Raw genomic sequence first — 19,350 nt, forward strand, 5'->3', positions numbered from 1 at the left:
TCCCTTTGAATATGAGATACACACTATTTACCCTATGAGAAAAAGAGAAAACGTAACATTGAGCAGGTAAGCCAAACTGAAAGCATTTTGGAGAATTGATATCGTAAGAGACGTCACGAGTGCCAAGATACCTCAATTCAATGGTTCAACCCCGATTCGTGTGGGGGGTGCGAAGACACAAAAAAGCCAGGCACTTATTTCTGCCTGGCTTTCTTCTTCTGATTAAAATAACTGACTGCCGTCATCCGGCTCAATAAAGCAACTGTCAGAATGGACAGGATCATGTGTACGGACGATGTAATAGGGCTCAGTTCTTCTGTTTTTACGACAAATCCACCAAAGGTTGTCAGAATGGAAAGGAGGATCAAGAGTAAGGCGGATTTCCTCATGACGTTAAACCTCAACGCTAGGAAAACGGCGTATCCAATGAAGAATAACGCAATCATACCGAGCAATCCGTGGATCACATAAGTGAAATTGGCAAGTTCTACATCGGTGTTCCTTACTTCAAATAGTAATTGGCTCAGTTGAAAATGTTTAAAGAGTGCCCCGATTAACACCTCGAGCATAAGTGCGGAAAATCCGATTAATAAAGGCTTCTTTACTTCATTCAACTTCATGTTTCCAGTTCCTCTCTGTAATCCTTCATGAAGGAAAATAAGAGAGATTAATAGGAAGAGGCTGAACATGACATCGAGTGTTGTGAAACCGGTTGGTGTTCCGAGCAGAACATTCATCCCGCCAATCATCGCCTGAGTGAATAAGAGAACCAGGGATAGTAACGAGATGACTTTCACTGCTTTATCGGTTGTCTTTCTCCAGGCAATGATGGCATTGATCAGAATGACCAGTCCGAGCAGTGTCGTGAATAACCGGTGAGAGTATTCAATCACGACGCGATAATTGGTGATATCCGGGATGATTTTCCCGTTACAGATCGGCCAATCACTCCCGCAGGCATCACCTGAATGTGTCGCTACGACCAGGTTGCCGAGCACTAATGCAGCAATGGTGACGATGATCGTAAAGAATGAGAATCTATTTTTCATATCATTGAAGTCCTTTCGTGTTAGAATCAATCATATATTGATATCTGTTCATATAGTAACAGGATTGTGAGATGGAACACAATCCATAAACGTCAATGTCACATAACGTTCATCTATCGTTAGAAATGATTGGAAGATTATTAAAAGGTAGCGAGTGCTGGTTGATTTCCGCTGCAGGTGCTCGCTTTCCGCGGGGCGTGAGTTGAGCCTCCTCGGGCTTTTGCCCTGTGGGGTCTCAACTTTCCCGCTATTCCCGTCGGAGTCGAGCACCTTCCGCTCCAATCAACTTACTAAGTATGGACGACAATCATAATTCCATTCCTAATAACTTAAGCTTGAATACTTAGATGGAAAGATTTTTTTTCCGGATATCCCCCCTGTTTGAAAAGGACAACAACTTCTGTTTGACAGTGGCATGTTCTTTTTTTTATCATATAAATAAGAATACATGAACACATTGTCATATATTGAAATAGAATAGGAGTGTCGACATGCGAAAGAATAATAATCATGAAGAGCTGAATGGGCATAATCAGGATGAAAAAATAGATGAACCGTGTGTGGAGATTGATGAAGAAACATTGTTTATCGTCACTCAGACGTTTAAAGCATTGTCCGAGCCGACTCGTGTAAAGATTCTTCATCTTTTGGCGCAAAAGGAACACTCTGTTAACGATATCGCTGAAAAGCTGTCGCTGCTTCAAACGACCGTATCTCATCAATTGCGGTTCTTGAAAAATTTACGACTGGTCAAGTATAGACGCGAAGGCACGACATTGTACTATTCTGCCGACGATGATCATGTTATGAACATGCTTCAGCAAACGATGCACCATGCGAGACACCACTAAGGAACACTGGGGGAGTTCAAGATGGACGAATATAAGCTTCAAGGACTCACGTGCGGAAATTGTGCGCGAGAAATGGAAGAGGAAATCAATAAGCTTGAAAATGGAGAAGGATCGAGAATTCTCTATAACAGCAGCAAATTAATCCTGAATAAGGGCGTGGATATGCAAAAAGTGGAGAAGATCCTCTCATCGGATGGAGCAGTCCTCGTGAAGGATCATGGGGATGAACATGCTCATGACCATTCCCACGAGCATACGAACAGCAGTCACATGCAGATCCTGCTTGGAGTGTCAGCCATCATCTTTTTCTCAGCGATCTATGTCGATTCGCAGTTGGATAATCTGGTACCGGTCATCCTGTATCTGACGGCAGCTGCGACAAGCGGATATCCAACCTTCATCAAGGGAGCAAAGAATATACTGAAACTCAAATTCAACATCGACACGCTGATGACGATTGCCTTGATAGGGGCGTTTTCCATAGGAGAATGGAAAGAAGGGACGCTTGTAGCCATCCTATTCGGCGTCAACGAACTGCTTGAAGGAATGGGCATGGAAAAGGCAAGGAAGTCCATGGAGGAATTAATGAAGGTCGCGCCGAAAGAAGCGATTCTGATTGAAGGGGACAAGGAAAGGGTCGTACCGATCAGTTCGTTGAAAGCAGGGGACCTTGTCCTTGTGAAATCAGGTCAGAAAATCCCGTCAGACGGAATTGTCGAATCGGGGAAGAGTTCAGTAAATGAAGCGGCCATAACCGGTGAAGCCATGCCGGTGGAAAAGGAAAAGGATGAGAAAGTCTTCGGGGGTAGCATCAACAACGAAGGAGTGCTCAAGGTAAGAATTTCGAAAGAATACAAAGATTCTTCCCTTGCGAAAATCCTTCATTTAGTCGAAGAGGCCCAGGAAACCAAGACTCCGACAGAACAATTCATCAATCGATTTGCCCGGTATTATACACCAATCATCATGATCGTGTCCGCATTGGTGATACTTGTTCCGCCCCTTCTGTTCAATGGGGACTGGGGAGAATGGTTCTATCAAGGGCTGGCCGTCCTCATTGTCGGCTGTCCGTGTGCATTGATCCTGTCGTCTCCGATCGCCATCGTGTCCGGAATTGCCCGCAATGCGAAAAACGGAATCCTTGTAAAAGGTGGCGTGTTCCTAGAGCAACTCGGAAAAATTGATACCGTTGCATTTGATAAAACGGGTACGCTCACCAAAGGGCATCCCTATGTAGAAGAAATGACCGTCTACGATCAAGAAAACTTTTTTCGGATTTCCGGTTCAATTGAAAAATCATCTTCACATCCGATTGCTAAGGCTGTCATGAAAAAGATCAGCGAAGACGCAATAAACCAGGCATTCTCGGAACCTGAAGACATCAACACCATCTCGGGTCAAGGGGTATCCGCCGTGATCGAAGGGAAAACCTACAGAGTCGGAAACGAGAAAAGCCTCGAATGCTCCGTTCCGTCTGAAGTCGAGCAAAGAATCCAAGCGTTGAAAGAGAACGGGTATACGCTTGTGATCGTCTCAAGCGATACAGAAGTTCTTGGAGTATTCGGCATCACGGATGAAATCAGGGAAGAAAGTAAGGAAATCATCCAAGACCTTTATGCTGCCGGCATTAAACAGGCAGTGATGCTGACGGGAGACCATGACAAGACGGCAGAAAAAGTGGCAAAGCAAGTAGGATTGACCAATTACTATGCAGGTCTCCTGCCAGACGAAAAAGTCGCTAAAGTAAAAGAGCTCACAAGTCAGGGGAAAGTGGCCATGGTCGGTGACGGAATCAACGATGCCCCTGCTCTTGCTACGGCAGATCTGGGAATCGCCATGGGTAAGGGAACCGACAGTGCCATTGAAACAGCCGATATTGTACTGATGCAGGATCACCTCGGGAAACTTCCCTCCGCCATCAAGATTGCGAAAAGGGTCAATAATATCATTAAAATCAACATTTCCCTGGCATTGGGGTTAAAACTGATTGCATTACTCCTAACCATTCCAGGGTTACTGACACTATGGATTGCCATCCTGTCTGATATGGGTGCAACCATTTTGGTTACGTTGATTAGTTTGACGGTGATGGTTGGGGAGAAATCGAAAGTGTCAAAAAAAATGAAAGGAGCGGGATGATCCCTGCTCCTTTCATTTTTTTTATTGGGTATTACAGGGTTTTCGCAGCTGTTTGGAAGATCAGGCTAAGTACCAGAGCTGATAAATAGTCGGAAAAATTCCGCTTAATTAGTCATTACTATTAAAAATAGCCAAAATAGGCGGAATCTTGAGACCGTCGATTAACTACTTTTAATAAATGCTCCATATTTTAGACAAATAAAAATTTAAAATTTCGTTAGGTTTCAATGATCAATTTAGTATTACCCAGAGTATCTTGACCCCTTTTTTAGCCTTAACTGTCTGAAAATCGATTTAAATGCGTCTCAAGGGGATTTTTGTAAACGATCGTGACTCTCTAGTGCATTAAAATAGCAGTTGAGATTCAGTGAGGTCAAGTAAAAGTTTCACATTTTAATTAATCGACAGTCTCAATCCTCCGCCTATTGATCCCCAAAACAAGGTCCGAGCTGATGGTAACCGGAAAATCTCCGCTTATAAACTTGCCACATATACTAGGGCTGGTTCGACCCAAGCGGGGAGGGCTCTTACTTTTCTATACGTATGAAATCCGGAGAAAAAAGCATCAAATTACATTACTGTATATGACTTTATGTTAACAAATAGTAACACTATATTTTTGCACCCTAAACTTGGGTTATTAAAAGAGTTTTTACAATTTTTTCTAATGGTGAACTGGTAGTATGCTAAACTTACATATAAAGAATCTAGTGTTTATTTGCTAAAGAATAATCCAAATGAGGTGCCAAATCGTTCGGTTGACGTGATGACACAGGCTCAATTCGTTGAGGAGTTAGTTGGCAATCTTACGAATAAAGGTGTTACGTTTCATGATTGCCTGCTTGAAGATAAACCGGAGACATTTCATTTTGGGTTGAAGAGCATTCGAAAGGATCTTCCGGAGCATTTGGTGAAGACGAATAGGGCATTGATAAGCGATTTAGTTTAGGCAGATCCTGTTGAAATGGGGGCTCACAAATGTTTGATACGTTTAATTTTGACCTGATTTACCGTGAACGAAATGATGTAACCCCATTAGTGGTCATGATGTGTGGTGTGGCGGGTTCCGGTAAAACGACTTTTTCACAAATATTGAAACGATCTGGGTTTGTTCGTCTTTCAATCGATGAAGAAATATGGTCAACGAATGGTCGTTGGGGGATTGATTTCCCAATGGAAAAGTTTGAGGAATATAGAAAAGATGCAGAAGTAACATTACGCAACCGTTTAATAAAGTTAATCCACGATAAACAACAGGTGGTGATTGACTTTAGTTTTTGGGACCGTGGGAGAAGGAATCGATATAAAAAACTGATCGAGGATTCCGGCGGTAAATGGATACTGGTTTATTTGAAGGTTCAAGAACATGATTTGCGTGAACGACTTAAGGTACGTAACCAGCGTTTTGATGCAAATTCCTTCCCGATTTCAGAAGAGCTTTTAGTGTCATATCTTAATGGTTTTGAAATACCTCAAGGAGAAGGGGAAATAGTGATAGACAATTAAACGGTCGTAAGTAATAGTGCAGCCCCATGCTTTTTGAACAAAAGCAGGACTTCCCCTCCCCATCTCAGAATACATAGTGAAAAAGGAATGAAAGGAGAATAAGTATGAATATTGAAAAACAGATACTAGAATGGTTCACTCATTTCCACGCTCATCCGGAAGTGAGCTGGAAGGAAGTTGAAACAACGAATACGATTGCAGGGATCCTCGATGAACTGAATGTGAGCTACAGGAGATTTTCTGATGTAACAGGGTTGATTGCTGAAATAGGGGAAGGGGATGAAGTGACGGCTGTGCGCGCGGATATCGATGCCCTGTGGCAAGAGGTGGACGGGGTGATGCAGGCGAATCATTCCTGTGGTCATGATGCCAATATGGTGATGGTTCTCGGAGCGCTTCTTTATTGCCTTCAGGACCCTCCAAAGGATAAGCGGATCCGTTTCATTTTTCAACCTGCAGAGGAGAAGGGGAATGGCTCGCTGACTATGATTGAGAAAGGGGCACTTGAGGACGTCCGGTATTTATTCGGGGTTCATTTGCGACCGAGAGAAGAATTGGATTATGGGTCCTTTTCGCCTTCTGTTCATCATGGGGCAGGCATTTACATGGAAGGGAAAATAAAGGGTGTTGATGCGCATGGTGCAAGACCTCATCAGGGGAAGAATAGCATCGATGTGATGATGAGCATCCATTCCTTATTAAAAACGATCTATTTGTCTCCATTTGAATCATATTCTGCCAAACTGACAAAGCTCGCTGCAGGAGGGGAGAATTTAAACATCATTCCGGGGAATGGGGAGTTTGCCATCGATGTACGTGCCCAGAAGAATGAGGTGATGGAAGAGATACAGAGTCGTCTTAATGAAGGGGTCGATTGGATTGCCAAGCTGTACGGAGTCACGATTGAGTATGATTGGACAGACTATACACCCGGAGCGGAAGTGTCTGCTGAAGCAGAGAGCATCACGAGGGAAGCGATTATATCCATCGCGGGTGAAGAAGCATTGGCTCCGCCCGTCATTACATCGGGCAGTGATGATTTTCATTTTTACACGATCAAGCATCCCGAAGTGAAAGCGGCGATGATCGGGGTCGGGGCGGATTTGACTCCCGGGCTGCATCATCCGGACATGACGTTTAATGTTTCTTCGCTGAATCAAGCGGCAAAAATATTGGCTGAGACGTTAAAAAAAGCATCAACCTGATTGTAAACGGTACCAAAAACGGATTGACGACTCCAACTTCTGCCCTTATGATACTCATATAGCGACTATTTAACGACAATTAGGAATAGTCAAAAAACTGAGTGCTTTCAAGGGGGAATTTGGATGAAGAAAGAAATGTCTTTTTGGCTGGCAATCATACCATTGCTTGTCATGATTACGGTAATGGCCATTACAATCGTGGTTTTGGAGCAGGGGCCGCACATTCCTCTGATCATTGGTACAGTCACGGCTGCACTTGTCGCCTGGTTCTCCGGGTTCAAGTGGAAGGATATAGAGGAAGCGATGTATAAGGGGATTCGTCTTGCTTTACCTGCCGTCGTCATCATCATGCTTGTGGGATTGACGATCGGTGCGTGGATCGGCGGCGGAGTCGTGGCGACGATGATCTATTATGGTCTGAAGATGATCACACCTTCGCTTTTCCTATTATCGATTGCTGTCATCTGTGCGGTTGTGTCGCTTGCGATCGGAAGTTCCTGGTCAACAATGGGGACAATCGGTGTTGCAGGCATGGGAATCGGCATCAGTATGGGGATTCCAGCTCCGATGATTGCGGGTGCCATTATCTCCGGGGCTTATTTCGGTGATAAGATGTCGCCGCTCTCAGATACAACGAACCTGGCTTCGGGACTGACCAACACGGATCTTTTTGTACATATTCGCCATATGCTTTACACGACGATCCCGGGCTTTGTGATTGCCCTGGCTGTATATGCTTATTTAGGAAGGAACTTTGGAAAAAGCGGCGTCAATACCGAGGACATTGAAAAAACGATCGGGGTACTGCAGGACAGCTTTGTTGTCTCACCATTTTTACTGATTGTACCACTGCTTGTCATTGTGCTCGTTGCCCGGAAAGTTCCGGCCATCCCTGCCCTGATCGTGGGGATCATTCTTGGGTTTGGGGCACAGGTATTCATTCAGCATGATTCGTTTGCGGATGCTGTTTCTGCTCTTCAAAGCGGATACGTAATCGAGACGGGCAATACGATGGTCGACGACCTGTTTACACGGGGAGGACTTGATTCCATGATGTACACGGTCTCGATGACGATCGTCGCGATGACCTTCGGTGGAATCCTGGAGCACACAGGTATGCTTCGTTCCATCGTCAACCAGATCCTTAAGGTGACTAAAACAGCGAAAGGCCTGGTGGCTTCCACTGTGGTGTCTTGTTTTGCCACAAATGCATCATGCTCTGAACAGTATATTTCTGTCGTGGTGCCTTCAAGGATGTATGCAGATGCCTATAAGGAAAAAGGACTGCATTCAAAGAACCTGTCCCGTGCCCTTGAGGACGGGGGGACGTTGACATCGGTCTTCATCCCATGGAATACATGCGGGGTCTTTATTCTAGGAACGCTCGGGGTCCATGCATTTGACTATGCGCCATATGCGGTGTTGAATTTTATCGTGCCGATCATCTCCATCATCTATGCCTTTACGGGCTTCACCATTACCAAGCTGAGTGAAACCGAAATGAAGGCAATGGAGCAGGAGGATGCCACACTTTCCTCCTGACCAGGTCAATAAATAGGGAAGGTCAGTTCATAAATGGCGCGCGGCCTTCCTTGTGCATAGGTCATTTCTTCTCCAATGATCTTGGCTGAACCATTGTCGACCAGCTTCTTCAAGATTCGTTCTGTGGAGCGCCGTGTGATTCGCATGTAGTCAGAAAGCTCTGCCGCAGTGAAATCACGGGATGAACGGGATTTGTAGAATTGAATAATTTTAGATAAATTCGATGGACTTAATTTTAATTGTTTGGCAAGGGACAGCATTTCTGGAGTATCATTTTTCAGATGCTGTTTCTTGCTTTTATCAGGGTAAGGTCCTGACAACTCTTTTTCCTCATTTAGAATAAAAGCGCAGCCATCAGGATCAACCTTTCTGGCAAATACCAACGCGGTCTGTGCGTTTGCCTCTGCCTCCGCTGCTGTATGACCGTATCCGAAGCCTGCAAGAATAGGGTGTTCAAGGAAGCCGGTGCTTTCCAGGAAATGTTCGATGCTTCCCCTATTGCTGTAGATTGTGTAGGAAGCATCATCCTTATTTTCTTGGAGTGTTCCGTTCATCAAGCGGGCGATTTCATGGAGACGTTCATGTTCACCTTCCCAATTTTGAACGGAAAGTCGGACAGCAGCGATTGTGGCTGCTTTTCGTTTAGAAAGAAGGGATTGGGAATAAGCTTCATCAATGGCACGTATGAGCGACTTGGCAGGATCAATCATTCTCATGCAAGGGATATGCAACTCGACAAGCCGGTCATAAACCGCATGGATGCTCGTTAAAGCCAACTCCGTTTTACCTTCTTGAAATAATTGGCGGTGGAATTCTGTATAGTCATTGATGTTAAAGGTATGGGGCAGGCTGTCTTTATAATCCTTCACATATCGGGGCGGGTTCTTGAGGTGTAGGTCTGACTGGGCGTGAGCGATGAGAGAACGATCCATCAAATCGATGGACACGCGGTCTGGTTCGATCCTATGATGGTGCAGGATATAAAGCAGTGATGTCACAAGGGCCGTTTCATCCTGTTCCAGGTAAAGGACCGGGATGGATAGTGTGCGGCATTCTTGTTGTGAAAAAAAGTAAGGCAGGGCTCCGGAAAACAATACGGCATCACAAGGTGTGAGGTCTTTCATAAGCTTGCTTGCTTCCTGAGGTTCAACGTACATATAGGGGACCAGTTCGATACTGTTCAGGTCATAAGGGATGGACGTCAGGGCGTATTCGATGAACTCCCTGGACCCGATCAGGGCGATTTTCGTTTTCATGGCAATCTCCTTTCTGAATTAACGACTATATAACGACATTATACCAAGAGGAAAGAAAATTTGTTAGTTTAAGGAGTGTTTATCTTATGATCATAAAAAAAATCAATCTGTATGCCATTCGATTACCACTGAAACAGCCTTTTATTATCAGTTACCATACCTATGACGATATGCCCTCTATCATTTTGGAAATGGAGACGGATGAAGGAATCATTGGATACGGTGAAGCGGTGGCGGATGAGCATGTGACAGGCGAAACGTGGGAAAGCACATTTCAGGTGCTTCAGCACACCCTAGCCCCGAAACTGATCGGGGAGAATCCGTTTCATATTGAACGGATTCATGAGCTGATGGATAAAGCCATTTACAACGCCCCGACCGCAAAGGCGGCCATCGATATCGCTTGCTATGATGCCATCGGGAAAAAAGTGAATCAGCCTGTTTATCAGCTGCTCGGCGGTAAGTATCATGAAGAATTCCAGCTTACCCATGTCCTCAGCATAACAGAGCCTGATACGATGGCAGACGAAGCGGCCAGGATGATCGAGGAAGGGTTTCAATCCTTTAAAATGAAGGTTGGAACCGATATCGACCAGGATATTGAACGAATCCGGAAGGTCAGGGAACGTGTCGGGTCGGACGTGCCGATCCGTGTGGATGTGAATCAGGGCTGGAAGAACAGCAGTCAGACATTGAAGGCACTAGGGCATCTTCAAGGGCTGAACATCGATTGGCTGGAGCAGCCCGTTTTGGCAGATGATCTAGATGGGATGGTCCGGATCAAATCCAGGACAGATATCCCCCTCATGATCGATGAAGGGCTGAAGGGCGTACGTGACATGCGTGAAATCATCCGGAAGCAGGCAGCGGATAAAGTGAATATCAAGTTGATGAAAAGCGGCGGGATCTACCCGGCAGTCAAACTTGCCCACATGGCTGAGATGGCCGGGATGGAATGCCAGGTCGGTTCGATGGTGGAGTCCTCGATTGCATCAGCAGCCGGATTCCACGTGGCTTTTTCCAAAAAGGTCATCACTAGTGTAGAATTGACGGGTCCGATTAAATTTTCACAGGACATCGGAGATCTGCATTATGACGTCCCATTTATCCGACTGTCAGATAAAGCGGGCCTCGGTGTTACAGTAGATAAAGATATTCTGGAAGAGCTGACGGAGTTTAAGAGTATCGTAGAGTAAGGAGCATAGAATCATGGAACATCTATTCGAGGGATTTCTTGATAAAAATAATGAATCATACAATGTCCGTTTGTTAACTAAAGAACATATGAGCCAATTACAGCAGCTGCAGGAGCTTGTCGTGGATACGTTGACAGAAAAAAAGAACCTGCAGCCCCTGACGTATGAGGAATTGGACTATATACTAACCGGAAACGGACTGATGATCGGCGCCTTTACAGAGAAGGGATTAATCGCATTCCGCGCTTTGTTAGTCCCCCCTATTGATGAAGAGCATCTGGGGCTGGATGTTGGATTGGATGAAGAGGAACTGCCACGGGTCATCTATCAGGAAATTTCGAATGTACACCCTGATTACAGAGGCAACCGGCTCCAGCAAACACTGGCTCATCTGATCATGCAGGAGCTGGGGGAGCTGGATCAAAGGTTCACCTATGTGGCGTGCACCGTCGCTTCCTTTAATATTCCCAGTTTAAAAGATAAGTTCAAGCAGGGAATGGAGATCGCTGCACTTAAAATCAAGTACGTCGATCAATTGCGCTATATATTCATCAAGTCACTTGTTGGAGAGGGCCAGGGGGGAGAGATCTCCGAGATTGCCAGAGTTCCCATGGGGGATGTCGAGGGCCAGCAGGCTTTATTGGATGAAGGCTGGCGCGGCATTTCTATGGAGGATGATGATGGTGGGTATAGGGTGTTGTATGTGAAGAGGCAGTGAACGGCCTAACAGCGGGTTTGTGTTGAGAGGCAGAAAATTTATCCTTCACTTTCAGTGTCCTCTTTTTAATAAGCGGAGTTTTTCCTGTTATCGTGCAAAATAGGGCTAGGTTCAGGGGGAATAAGCGGAATTTTTCCGTTTAAGGCAAGCCAAAGTGGTCCATTTTAAAGCTTTTAGAGTAAATAGGCGGAATATTGAGACTGTCGATTAATTAAAATGTGAAACTTTTACTTGACCTCACTGAATCTCAACTGCTATTTTAATGCACTAGAGAGTCACGATCGTTTACAAAAATCCCCTTGAGACGCATTTAAATCGATTTTCAGACAGTTAAGGCTAAAAAAGGGGTCAAGATACTCTGGGTAATACTAAATTGATCATTGAAACCTAACGAAATTTTAAATTTTTATTTGTCTAAAATATGGAGCATTTATTAAAAGTAGTTAATCGACGGTCTCATATTTCTGTCTATTACTCGATATTTCGTGCAGAATTCCTCAATAAGCGGAATATGTCCGCTTATGACGGTCGTTTATTTTATGGGTATTTAGAAATTGCTAAAAAATGCTTGGAGCATCTGTTTCCAAGCATTTTTATTATCTTTATGAAGTCTTCACAGGCTCATTGGACAGCATGCCTGATGGAACTTTCCTGAACATACGATGCTTCGTTTTAAATAACGAAAACAATACGAACCCTGTCAAAACGATCATGCTGCTGCCGATATTGGGGGAATTTATGAAAAATTCACTTCAAACGTGACCAATCTATTTCCAATTGCGTCTAAGTATAGGAGGGAAAGGGGGAACAGTTTTGAATCAACAAGAACTAAATGAATGGTTTACACAATATGGAGAATCGATCCTCACTTACATACTGTTAATGGTACGAGACTATCAACAGGCAGAGGATTTAACACAGGAAACCTTCCTGAAAGCCTATAGAAGTAAACAACAATTCAAACAGAATTCATCTGTGAAAACATGGCTATTTTCCATTGCACATAATGTGACGATTGACCATTTCAGAAAAAAGCACCCGCTGAAACACTATCTCGGCCTAACAATGGAGGAGAAAGACGGCATGCCGTTGCCTGAACAAATCGTCGAGATGAATGAAGAATCGGAAGAATTATACAGAGCGATTCAACAATTAAAGTCAACATACAAACATGTCATCATTCTAAGAAAGTTGAAAGAATTTTCAACAACAGAAACAGCCCATGTGTTGAACTGGTCAGAAAGTAAAGTGAAAATGACGTTAAGCAGAGCGCTGGTTGAACTGGAAAAGGTATTAACGAGGGGAGGGGTCATCAATGAAATCAACTGATCCATTTAAAGAATTGGAAGAACAGCTAATGGTAACAGACGAATCGAAAGATCAGCTTCGAAGTAAAATTATGCAGAGCACAAATGAAAGGAAGAAGAGCCATTTTAAAAAATATGGATGGATTGCGGCAGCGTGTATGCTCTTTATTGTCACATCCCCGTTCTACTCAACCACGATGGCAAGTATTGTGGCAAAAGTGTTACCAATCACGATCACTCCACAGATTTCAGACGGCGAACCCAACCCCAATTTGACTTCTGACCTTTTTAAACTAGTCGAAAAGGAAGGATACCGAGTAGGTTCAGTTGGAACAACACCGTCTCCCTTCACGATTGAAGTGTCGCTCGTTTTGAAGGATTCCACATTAAAGCAAGCGAAAAAAAACCTTGAATCCAAAATCACCAATTATCTATATGAAAACGGGTACGACGATTACGAATTAAAGATTATTAAAGCACCTGAAGTTCCCACTCATGAGGGAAGCGATGGCTTAAATAAGGAATATGATCAAGTACGAGAGATAGTGAAAGAAGTATTCGCTTCCTATGGATATGCCGAAGAGGCTGAGTATGAGTTAGCAGGTATGAAGGGGGCCGGCGCTTCAACAATCGTCACCATTGATATGCCGGACCATATTGATGAATCAAAGAAAATCATTGCAGACATTGAAAAAGAAATAAAACAACAAGATCTAGATGTGAAAGGGGTCGAGGTGGATCCTTTCAACTTGAAGCATCGTCAGCAGGATAATCGTTGGTCCATGATCTCTTCTGATATCTATGATGCCATGGCAGGGAAATCGACGTATCAATTGGCCGGGCTATCGTACCAAGTGAAGGATGGACACTCTTATGTGTGGATAAAAACAGATCTGGATAAACCACTGCCCCAAGAGCAGATTGAAGAAATCAAAAAAGCAATCCAAGACTATTTGGCTTTACCTGAAACGAAAGAGCAAATTCGTGGTGACGAGTATACGATTGAATTTTTGTTGAAGAATGGGAAGTCGTTTGTGGAGATAACGAATCAATAGTTGTTTCAAATTTAAAGCTGTCGGATAAGTTTGAGAGTTCCGTTTTCAGGTGAAGAATTGACGTGTGATGGGTATACGTTCTTTATATATTAAGGTTTCTATTAACTTTGATATATCAATTGAAATGATGATTGAAATTTAAAAAGAGGAGTCGTACTTATCGATTGGGAGATCAGACTAAACACCTGAGCTGATAAATAGACGGAATAATTCCGCTTAATTAGTTATTACTATTAAAAAAGGCTGAAATAGACGGAATAATTCCGCCTATTTACTCAAAAATACAAAAATGCTTGATCTTTTCTGTGCATAAGCGGAAATCCTCCGCCTATTTATACCAAAAACAAGGTCCAAGCTGATTATAACCGGAAAATCTCCGCTTATAAACTCGCCAAATTTACTACTGCAGGTTCTACTTATATATATAGTGAAATATAACTGTTGGATTTGAGGTGAGAGGGAGTTCAGGTACATCCTCCCCGCTAAATACACCATTGCTATCAAAAAATAATTAGTGTACGATAAAAAGAAATTTTAACGAACGAATCCCGTTGGTAAGTATAGAAGGGACACTCACAAAGCGAACGGTATGATTTTTTCATAATAGGCAGATTCGTTTTGTGGAGCGGTCTCTTTTTTTGTTAAAGGAGGATGCCGGCATGACGCATTACATAAATGAAATTACAGACTTCTTCTGGCAGCATGACATCTATTTCCGGATCGTGGTGAGTGCGGTGTTGGGGTTCATCATCGGCTGGGACCGGTCATCGAAGAATAAGCCGGCCGGTTTGAAAACCTATACGTACGTTTCGGTGGCGTGTACGTTGATCACGATCGTCTCGATCGAGGGTGCCGATATGCTCAGTGAACCGGATAGCGGGAAAATGATGGATCCCCTTCGACTTGCTGCCCAGATCGTATCGGGGCTCGGGTTCTTGGGTGCAGGTGTGATCCTGAAAGATGGACTGCGGGTGAAAGGACTCACTTCGGCTGCGATGATCTTTTATGTCGGGGGCATCGGAATCGGCATCGGGGCAGGGTTTTATTCGATTGTCATCTTCGCCACCCTTGTCACCTTCATCATGACGAGGATCGGAAACTTCTTTGAAGAACGGGAGATCAAGGCGATGAGTCTGCCGAAGCTGCGGAAGAAAAATGATAACAAAGAGGAATGAATGAAGGGTGGGAATTGATCATCAGTTCCCGCTTTTTATTTTGTAAAAGATTCGTAAATACCAAGAATTTCATTGCCAACTTTTAGTTAATGTTGTATTATTGTGAATAATCAGACATATATATTAGACAAGTTTTAGTCTAAGGGTAGAGATGAGGAGAATCCCTGTGACCAATAAAATGCATGCCACATTTTTGTGCTGCAGTTTATTGTTCATGGGTTTTTTTATGAAAAAAAGGGGAGGAAATGACATGAAGGTCAGGCTTTTATCATTCGTTTTAGTGTTGATGGTTGTGTTTGCCGGATGCAGCAGCAGTGATACCGCTGGAGGTGAAACGACAGAGATTGATTTCTGGTTCCCGGTAGCGGTTGGCGGGGATGTGGCGAAGATCGTGGATGGGTTTGTGGCGGATTTCGAGAAAGAGAATCCCGATATCAAGGTGAATGCGAAATACGGAGGAAGTTATGCGGAGACGATGACACAGGTGATGGCGTCGGCCCAGGCAGGAAATTCACCTGAGCTTGCCGTATTATTCTCCATCGACCTTTTTACGTTGCTTGAGAATGACTTGATTGAGGAATTGACGCCGATGTTTAAAGAAGATTACTTGAATGATTTCTATGATGGATTCATGGCGAACTCTTCCATTGGTGATAAAGTGTACAGCTTGCCGTTCCAGCGCAGTACGATTGTCCTTTACTACAACAAGGACGCTTTCAAAGAAGCCGGACTTGATCCGGAAGCTCCACCTGAAAACTGGGATCAGCTCGTGGAATACGGGAAGAAGCTGACGAAGAATGGCGGAAAGGACCAGTGGGGTCTTGAGATTCCAAGTACCGGCTATCAGTACTGGATGTTCCAGGCGTTAGCTCTTCAAACTGAAAAGAATATCATGTCCCAGGATGGAAAAGAAGTGTATTTCAATGCTCCATATGCAAAAGAAGCAATGGATTTCTGGTTATCCCTTGGGAAGGAACATAAAATCATGCCGGAGGGCGTCATTGAGTGGGCAACGGTTCCTTCAGACTTCCTGAGTGGAAAAACGGCGATGATGTACCATACGACGGGGAACCTGACGAATGTGAAGAACAATGCGGACTTTGAATTCGGTGTGTCCTTCCTGCCGGCGAACGAGCAATATGGTTCCCCTACAGGCGGCGGGAACATCTACTTGTTCAAAGACCTGCCAAAAGCAAACAAGGAAGCGGCCGTCAAGTTCATGAAGTTCCTGACTGAACCAGAGCGGGTAGCTCAGTGGTCCATCGATACAGGATATGTAGCCACCACCGAGTCGGCTTATGAGACAGACGTGTTGAAGAAGTATGTAGAGGAATTCCCTCCTGCACTGGTTGCACGTGAGCAGCTTGAATATGCAGAAAGTGAACTCGCCACCTATCAAAATGGTGAAGTACAGAAAATCTTCAATGATAACATTCAATCGATCTTAACGGGTCAAAGCCCTGTGGATGAAGGATTGGACAATGCACAGAAGAAAGCGGAAGACGTGTTGGAACCATTTCAATAAAGGGCAACAGGTGAAGCATTGAATGGAGTGGAGCTCAAGTGGAAGTTTGCTGACCTTGGGCTCCTTTTACAAGAAAGGTGGGACTGATCGATGTCAACGAAGCATAGAAAATTCAGTTCCCGGGCAAGGAATAATCTGTTCGCCTACGGGTTGCTGTTACCTTCTTTCATCTTTTTAACATTGTTTACGTTTTATCCGACGCTCAAGTCGATTCAGCTAAGCTTCTACAGCGGTCCGATGACGAGGCTCCAATTTTCCGGAGTGGAACAGTATAAGGAAGTCTTCGGAGATGAAATATTCAGGAAGGTTATCCTGAATAACATCCTCTTCATGATCGGGACTGTACCCACAAGTTTGTTCCTGGCGATGTATCTTGCCATCTGGTTGAATAAGAAAATGGCGGGAAGTGCTTTGCTCCGTACCTCCTTTTTTTATCCGACGATCGTTCCGCTCATTGCGGTGGCGAATATTTGGCTTTTCATCTACACGCCTCAGTATGGATTACTCGATAACTTTCTCCATACGTTCGGCCGTGGGGATACAAGCTGGTTGGGGGACCCGAGTACCGTCATGGTTGCGATGATTGTCATGATCATCTGGAAAGATGCGGGTTTCTTTATGATCTTCTATCTGGCGGGTTTGCAGAATTTACCAAGTGACGTGTATGAAGCGGCTGAGATGGAAGGAGCGAAACCGTTTCAGATGTTCCGGCATATCACGTTTCCTCTGCTGATGCCGACGACGCTGTTCGTCATGATCGTGGCGATTACGAATTCATTCAAAAACGTCGACCACCTGTACATAATGACCAAAGGTGGACCGGATAATGCCAGTAATCTATTACTCTACCATATTTACGAAGCGGCGTTTACGAACTGGGACCTTGGTAAAGCCGCGGTGCTGACCGTGATCCTGATCGTCATCATGCTCAGTATCACCGCCTTCAACTATCTATATCTTGACCGGAAAATCCATTATTAAGGAGGGGAAGAGACGATGAAAAAATTGAACTATGGCATCATTGTTGTTCTAGGGATCCTTTCATTTATCCCCCTGCTTTGGGTGATCATCACTTCTTTCTCTCCGGGGAATCAAGTGATTAATGGAGGCTTTCCGTTCTGGGTCACGAATCCAACGTTTGAGAACTACATTCAAGCATGGGAGACGGCACCATTTTTGCAATATTACTTTAATACATTTGTGATCGTGTTTGGCGTGTTGATCGTCCAGATCGTCACGGTTACCCTTGCAGCCTATGCGTTTGCACGGGTGAACTTCACCGGGAAGAATGTCTTGTTCATCCTGTTCCTGCTGCAGCTCATGATTCAGCCTGAAATCCTGCTGTTCCCTAACTACCAGGTCATCAGCCAGCTGGGACTTGTCAATACCAAGCTTGCCGTCATGATGCCGTATTGGGCTTCAGCGTTTGGGGTATTCCTGATGCGCCAGACGTTCAAGCAGGTTCCATTTGATCTTGATGAAGCGGCAAGAATGGACGGATGTAAATGGTATCAAACCCTGTGGCATGTCTATATCCCATCGGCGAAACCGACCTATATTGCCTTTGCCCTTGTCTCCGTCAGCCACCATTGGAGCAACTTCATGTGGCCGTTGATCATTACGGATTCCGTGGAGTCCCGCCCATTGACCGTCGGACTTGCGTTATTTGCACAATCCTATGAAACCGGCGCGCAGTGGGGGATGGTTGCTGCAGGTACGGTTATGGTCATCATGCCTTTGGTCATTGCCTTCTTCCTTTTTCAAAAACAATTTGTATCGAGCTTTATGCACTCAGGAATTAAATAGGAGGGGAACTGATGGACATTCATTTTTTAGGAACGGGGAGTGCATATCCCGGTTCGGAACGCGACAATACCTCCATCTGCTTCTCGAATGATGAGTATCATGTGCTGGTCGATGTGAGCGGAAATCCTTGCAGGAAGCTGAAGCAGCTGCAGGTGGATTTAAAGAAGCTTGATGCAGTCGTGTTCACCCACTTTCATATTGATCACATTTACGGGTTGCCATCCTTGCTATGGGGGATGTGGCTTGAGGACAGGAGAAAGCCGTTAAGGATATTGTGTGACGTGCGGAATGAGAGGAAGCTTCAGGAATGGCTCGTGACGATGGAAGCCGATCAGTGGCCGATCGCCTTTTCAATCAAGATCGAGACCTTTGATGGTGACGAGGAAAAGGAAATTCTGTCTGGAGGAGGAATGACATTTTCCTGCTTTAAGGCATTACATTCGGTTCCGACTGTTGGCCTTGAAGTACGATGTGCCGGACGGGTGCTCGTATATTCGAGCGATTCGGAAATCAACGCACGGATTGGTGAGTATGACCATATAGATGTGTTAATCCATGAAGCAACGTCTGCCCGTAAAGTGGCAGGGAACCACAGCAGTCTTGTTGAGATTGTTAAAAAATATGACGTGGAAAGAATCGGGAAAATCATTCTTGTCCACTTATCCGACGGGGAATCGTATGTAGAAGAGGTGGAGAAGCTCGGGACATCTAAGGTCATCATCGGTGAAGACTTGATGACCCAACACATGTAAATGAAGAGGGACAAGGATAAAGATGAGGAGATTCCTTGGGTATGACGAAAAATCCAATTATTCAATTGGAGAAATCGTCATGCTCAAGGAATTTTTTATTGTAATAAGAGAGATTAACTTGAATGTGAGAATTGGCCAGCTCCAGCGCCTAGCCCCTCGAGACATTCCGGTCCGACGAATGAAGTCAAAGAACGACTTTACCCGTCGGCCCTCCAATGCTTGTCGGGGCTGAACTAGGCGCTTGCGCTTTTCTAATTTGGAGGGGGTA

At 44.5% G+C, this 19,350-nt stretch carries 17 protein-coding genes; 15 read left to right on the top strand and 2 right to left on the bottom strand.

Annotation, left to right across the window (positions count from 1 at the left end; translation table 11 throughout):
- Positions 1 to 194 precede the first annotated feature (194 nt).
- On the bottom strand, positions 195 to 1,049 hold the full coding sequence (locus tag ACSQ2E_RS05850) for a COX15/CtaA family protein (protein ID WP_435989680.1): 855 nt from the start codon (positions 1,047 to 1,049) through the stop codon (positions 195 to 197).
- 491 nt (positions 1,050 to 1,540) lie between these two features.
- On the opposite strand from ACSQ2E_RS05850, the gene ACSQ2E_RS05855 reads away from it, so the two are divergent.
- The 6 genes from ACSQ2E_RS05855 to nhaC all read left to right on the top strand — a co-directional run bounded on the left by ACSQ2E_RS05855 (position 1,541) and on the right by nhaC (position 8,292).
- Positions 1,541 to 1,900 carry an ArsR/SmtB family transcription factor gene (locus ACSQ2E_RS05855; RefSeq protein WP_435989681.1) on the top strand — a complete coding sequence of 120 codons (360 nt, stop codon included), beginning with the start codon at positions 1,541 to 1,543 and terminating at the stop codon, positions 1,898 to 1,900.
- A gap of 21 nt (positions 1,901 to 1,921) precedes the next feature.
- Positions 1,922 to 4,039 (top strand): heavy metal translocating P-type ATPase, encoded by a 2,118-nt coding sequence (locus tag ACSQ2E_RS05860; protein WP_435989682.1) that lies wholly within the window; start codon positions 1,922 to 1,924, stop codon positions 4,037 to 4,039.
- Positions 4,040 to 4,757: 718 nt separating this feature from the next.
- Positions 4,758 to 4,988: a hypothetical protein gene (locus tag ACSQ2E_RS05865; RefSeq protein ID WP_435989683.1), complete on the top strand. Its 231-nt coding sequence runs from the start codon at positions 4,758 to 4,760 to the stop codon at positions 4,986 to 4,988.
- Between the two features lie 29 nt (positions 4,989 to 5,017).
- Positions 5,018 to 5,545 (top strand): AAA family ATPase, encoded by a 528-nt coding sequence (locus ACSQ2E_RS05870; protein WP_435989684.1) that lies wholly within the window; start codon positions 5,018 to 5,020, stop codon positions 5,543 to 5,545.
- A gap of 104 nt (positions 5,546 to 5,649) precedes the next feature.
- Complete coding sequence (locus ACSQ2E_RS05875; RefSeq protein ID WP_435989685.1) at positions 5,650 to 6,750, top strand: amidohydrolase; 1,101 nt, start codon at positions 5,650 to 5,652, stop codon at positions 6,748 to 6,750.
- A 123-nt stretch (positions 6,751 to 6,873) separates the two neighbouring features.
- Positions 6,874 to 8,292 carry a Na+/H+ antiporter NhaC gene (gene nhaC / locus ACSQ2E_RS05880; protein ID WP_435989686.1) on the top strand — a complete coding sequence of 473 codons (1,419 nt, stop codon included), beginning with the start codon at positions 6,874 to 6,876 and terminating at the stop codon, positions 8,290 to 8,292.
- 5 nt (positions 8,293 to 8,297) lie between these two features.
- Here the strand turns inward: nhaC and ACSQ2E_RS05885 are convergent, their stop codons facing one another.
- Positions 8,298 to 9,548: a transcriptional regulator gene (locus tag ACSQ2E_RS05885; protein WP_435989687.1), complete on the bottom strand. Its 1,251-nt coding sequence runs from the start codon at positions 9,546 to 9,548 to the stop codon at positions 8,298 to 8,300.
- Positions 9,549 to 9,634: 86 nt separating this feature from the next.
- Between ACSQ2E_RS05885 and ACSQ2E_RS05890 the strand changes: the two genes are divergently transcribed.
- The 9 genes from ACSQ2E_RS05890 (at position 9,635) to ACSQ2E_RS05930 (ending at position 19,082) form a co-directional block, all read left to right on the top strand.
- Positions 9,635 to 10,744 carry a mandelate racemase/muconate lactonizing enzyme family protein gene (locus ACSQ2E_RS05890; protein ID WP_435989688.1) on the top strand — a complete coding sequence of 370 codons (1,110 nt, stop codon included), beginning with the start codon at positions 9,635 to 9,637 and terminating at the stop codon, positions 10,742 to 10,744.
- 13 nt (positions 10,745 to 10,757) lie between these two features.
- Positions 10,758 to 11,462, top strand: coding sequence for a GNAT family N-acetyltransferase (locus tag ACSQ2E_RS05895; protein ID WP_435989689.1), 705 nt, complete (start codon positions 10,758 to 10,760; stop codon positions 11,460 to 11,462).
- Between the two features lie 813 nt (positions 11,463 to 12,275).
- A complete protein-coding gene (locus ACSQ2E_RS05900) occupies positions 12,276 to 12,791 on the top strand; it encodes an RNA polymerase sigma factor (RefSeq protein WP_435989690.1) in 516 nt (171 codons plus the stop codon).
- The gene (locus tag ACSQ2E_RS05905) at positions 12,778 to 13,824 is read left to right on the top strand and encodes a DUF4030 domain-containing protein (RefSeq protein ID WP_435989691.1); all 1,047 of its coding nucleotides are present in this window, start codon (positions 12,778 to 12,780) and stop codon (positions 13,822 to 13,824) included. The genes ACSQ2E_RS05900 and ACSQ2E_RS05905 overlap by 14 nt, the downstream gene beginning before the upstream one ends.
- A gap of 659 nt (positions 13,825 to 14,483) precedes the next feature.
- The gene (locus ACSQ2E_RS05910; RefSeq protein ID WP_435989692.1) at positions 14,484 to 14,999 is read left to right on the top strand and encodes an MgtC/SapB family protein; all 516 of its coding nucleotides are present in this window, start codon (positions 14,484 to 14,486) and stop codon (positions 14,997 to 14,999) included.
- 250 nt (positions 15,000 to 15,249) lie between these two features.
- Entirely contained in the window at positions 15,250 to 16,524 is a 1,275-nt protein-coding gene (locus ACSQ2E_RS05915) for an ABC transporter substrate-binding protein (RefSeq protein ID WP_435989693.1), read from the top strand.
- Positions 16,525 to 16,614: 90 nt separating this feature from the next.
- Entirely contained in the window at positions 16,615 to 17,505 is an 891-nt protein-coding gene (locus tag ACSQ2E_RS05920; protein WP_435989694.1) for a carbohydrate ABC transporter permease, read from the top strand.
- 15 nt (positions 17,506 to 17,520) lie between these two features.
- The gene (locus ACSQ2E_RS05925) at positions 17,521 to 18,330 is read left to right on the top strand and encodes a carbohydrate ABC transporter permease (RefSeq protein WP_435989695.1); all 810 of its coding nucleotides are present in this window, start codon (positions 17,521 to 17,523) and stop codon (positions 18,328 to 18,330) included.
- A gap of 11 nt (positions 18,331 to 18,341) precedes the next feature.
- Positions 18,342 to 19,082, top strand: a complete 741-nt coding sequence (locus ACSQ2E_RS05930; protein ID WP_435989696.1) for an MBL fold metallo-hydrolase — start codon at positions 18,342 to 18,344, stop codon at positions 19,080 to 19,082.
- Positions 19,083 to 19,350 lie beyond the last annotated feature (268 nt).

Origin of the sequence: Rossellomorea sp. LjRoot5 (genome assembly GCF_964253455.1) — a bacterium.
Classification (GTDB): Bacteria; Bacillota; Bacilli; order Bacillales; family Bacillaceae_B; genus Rossellomorea.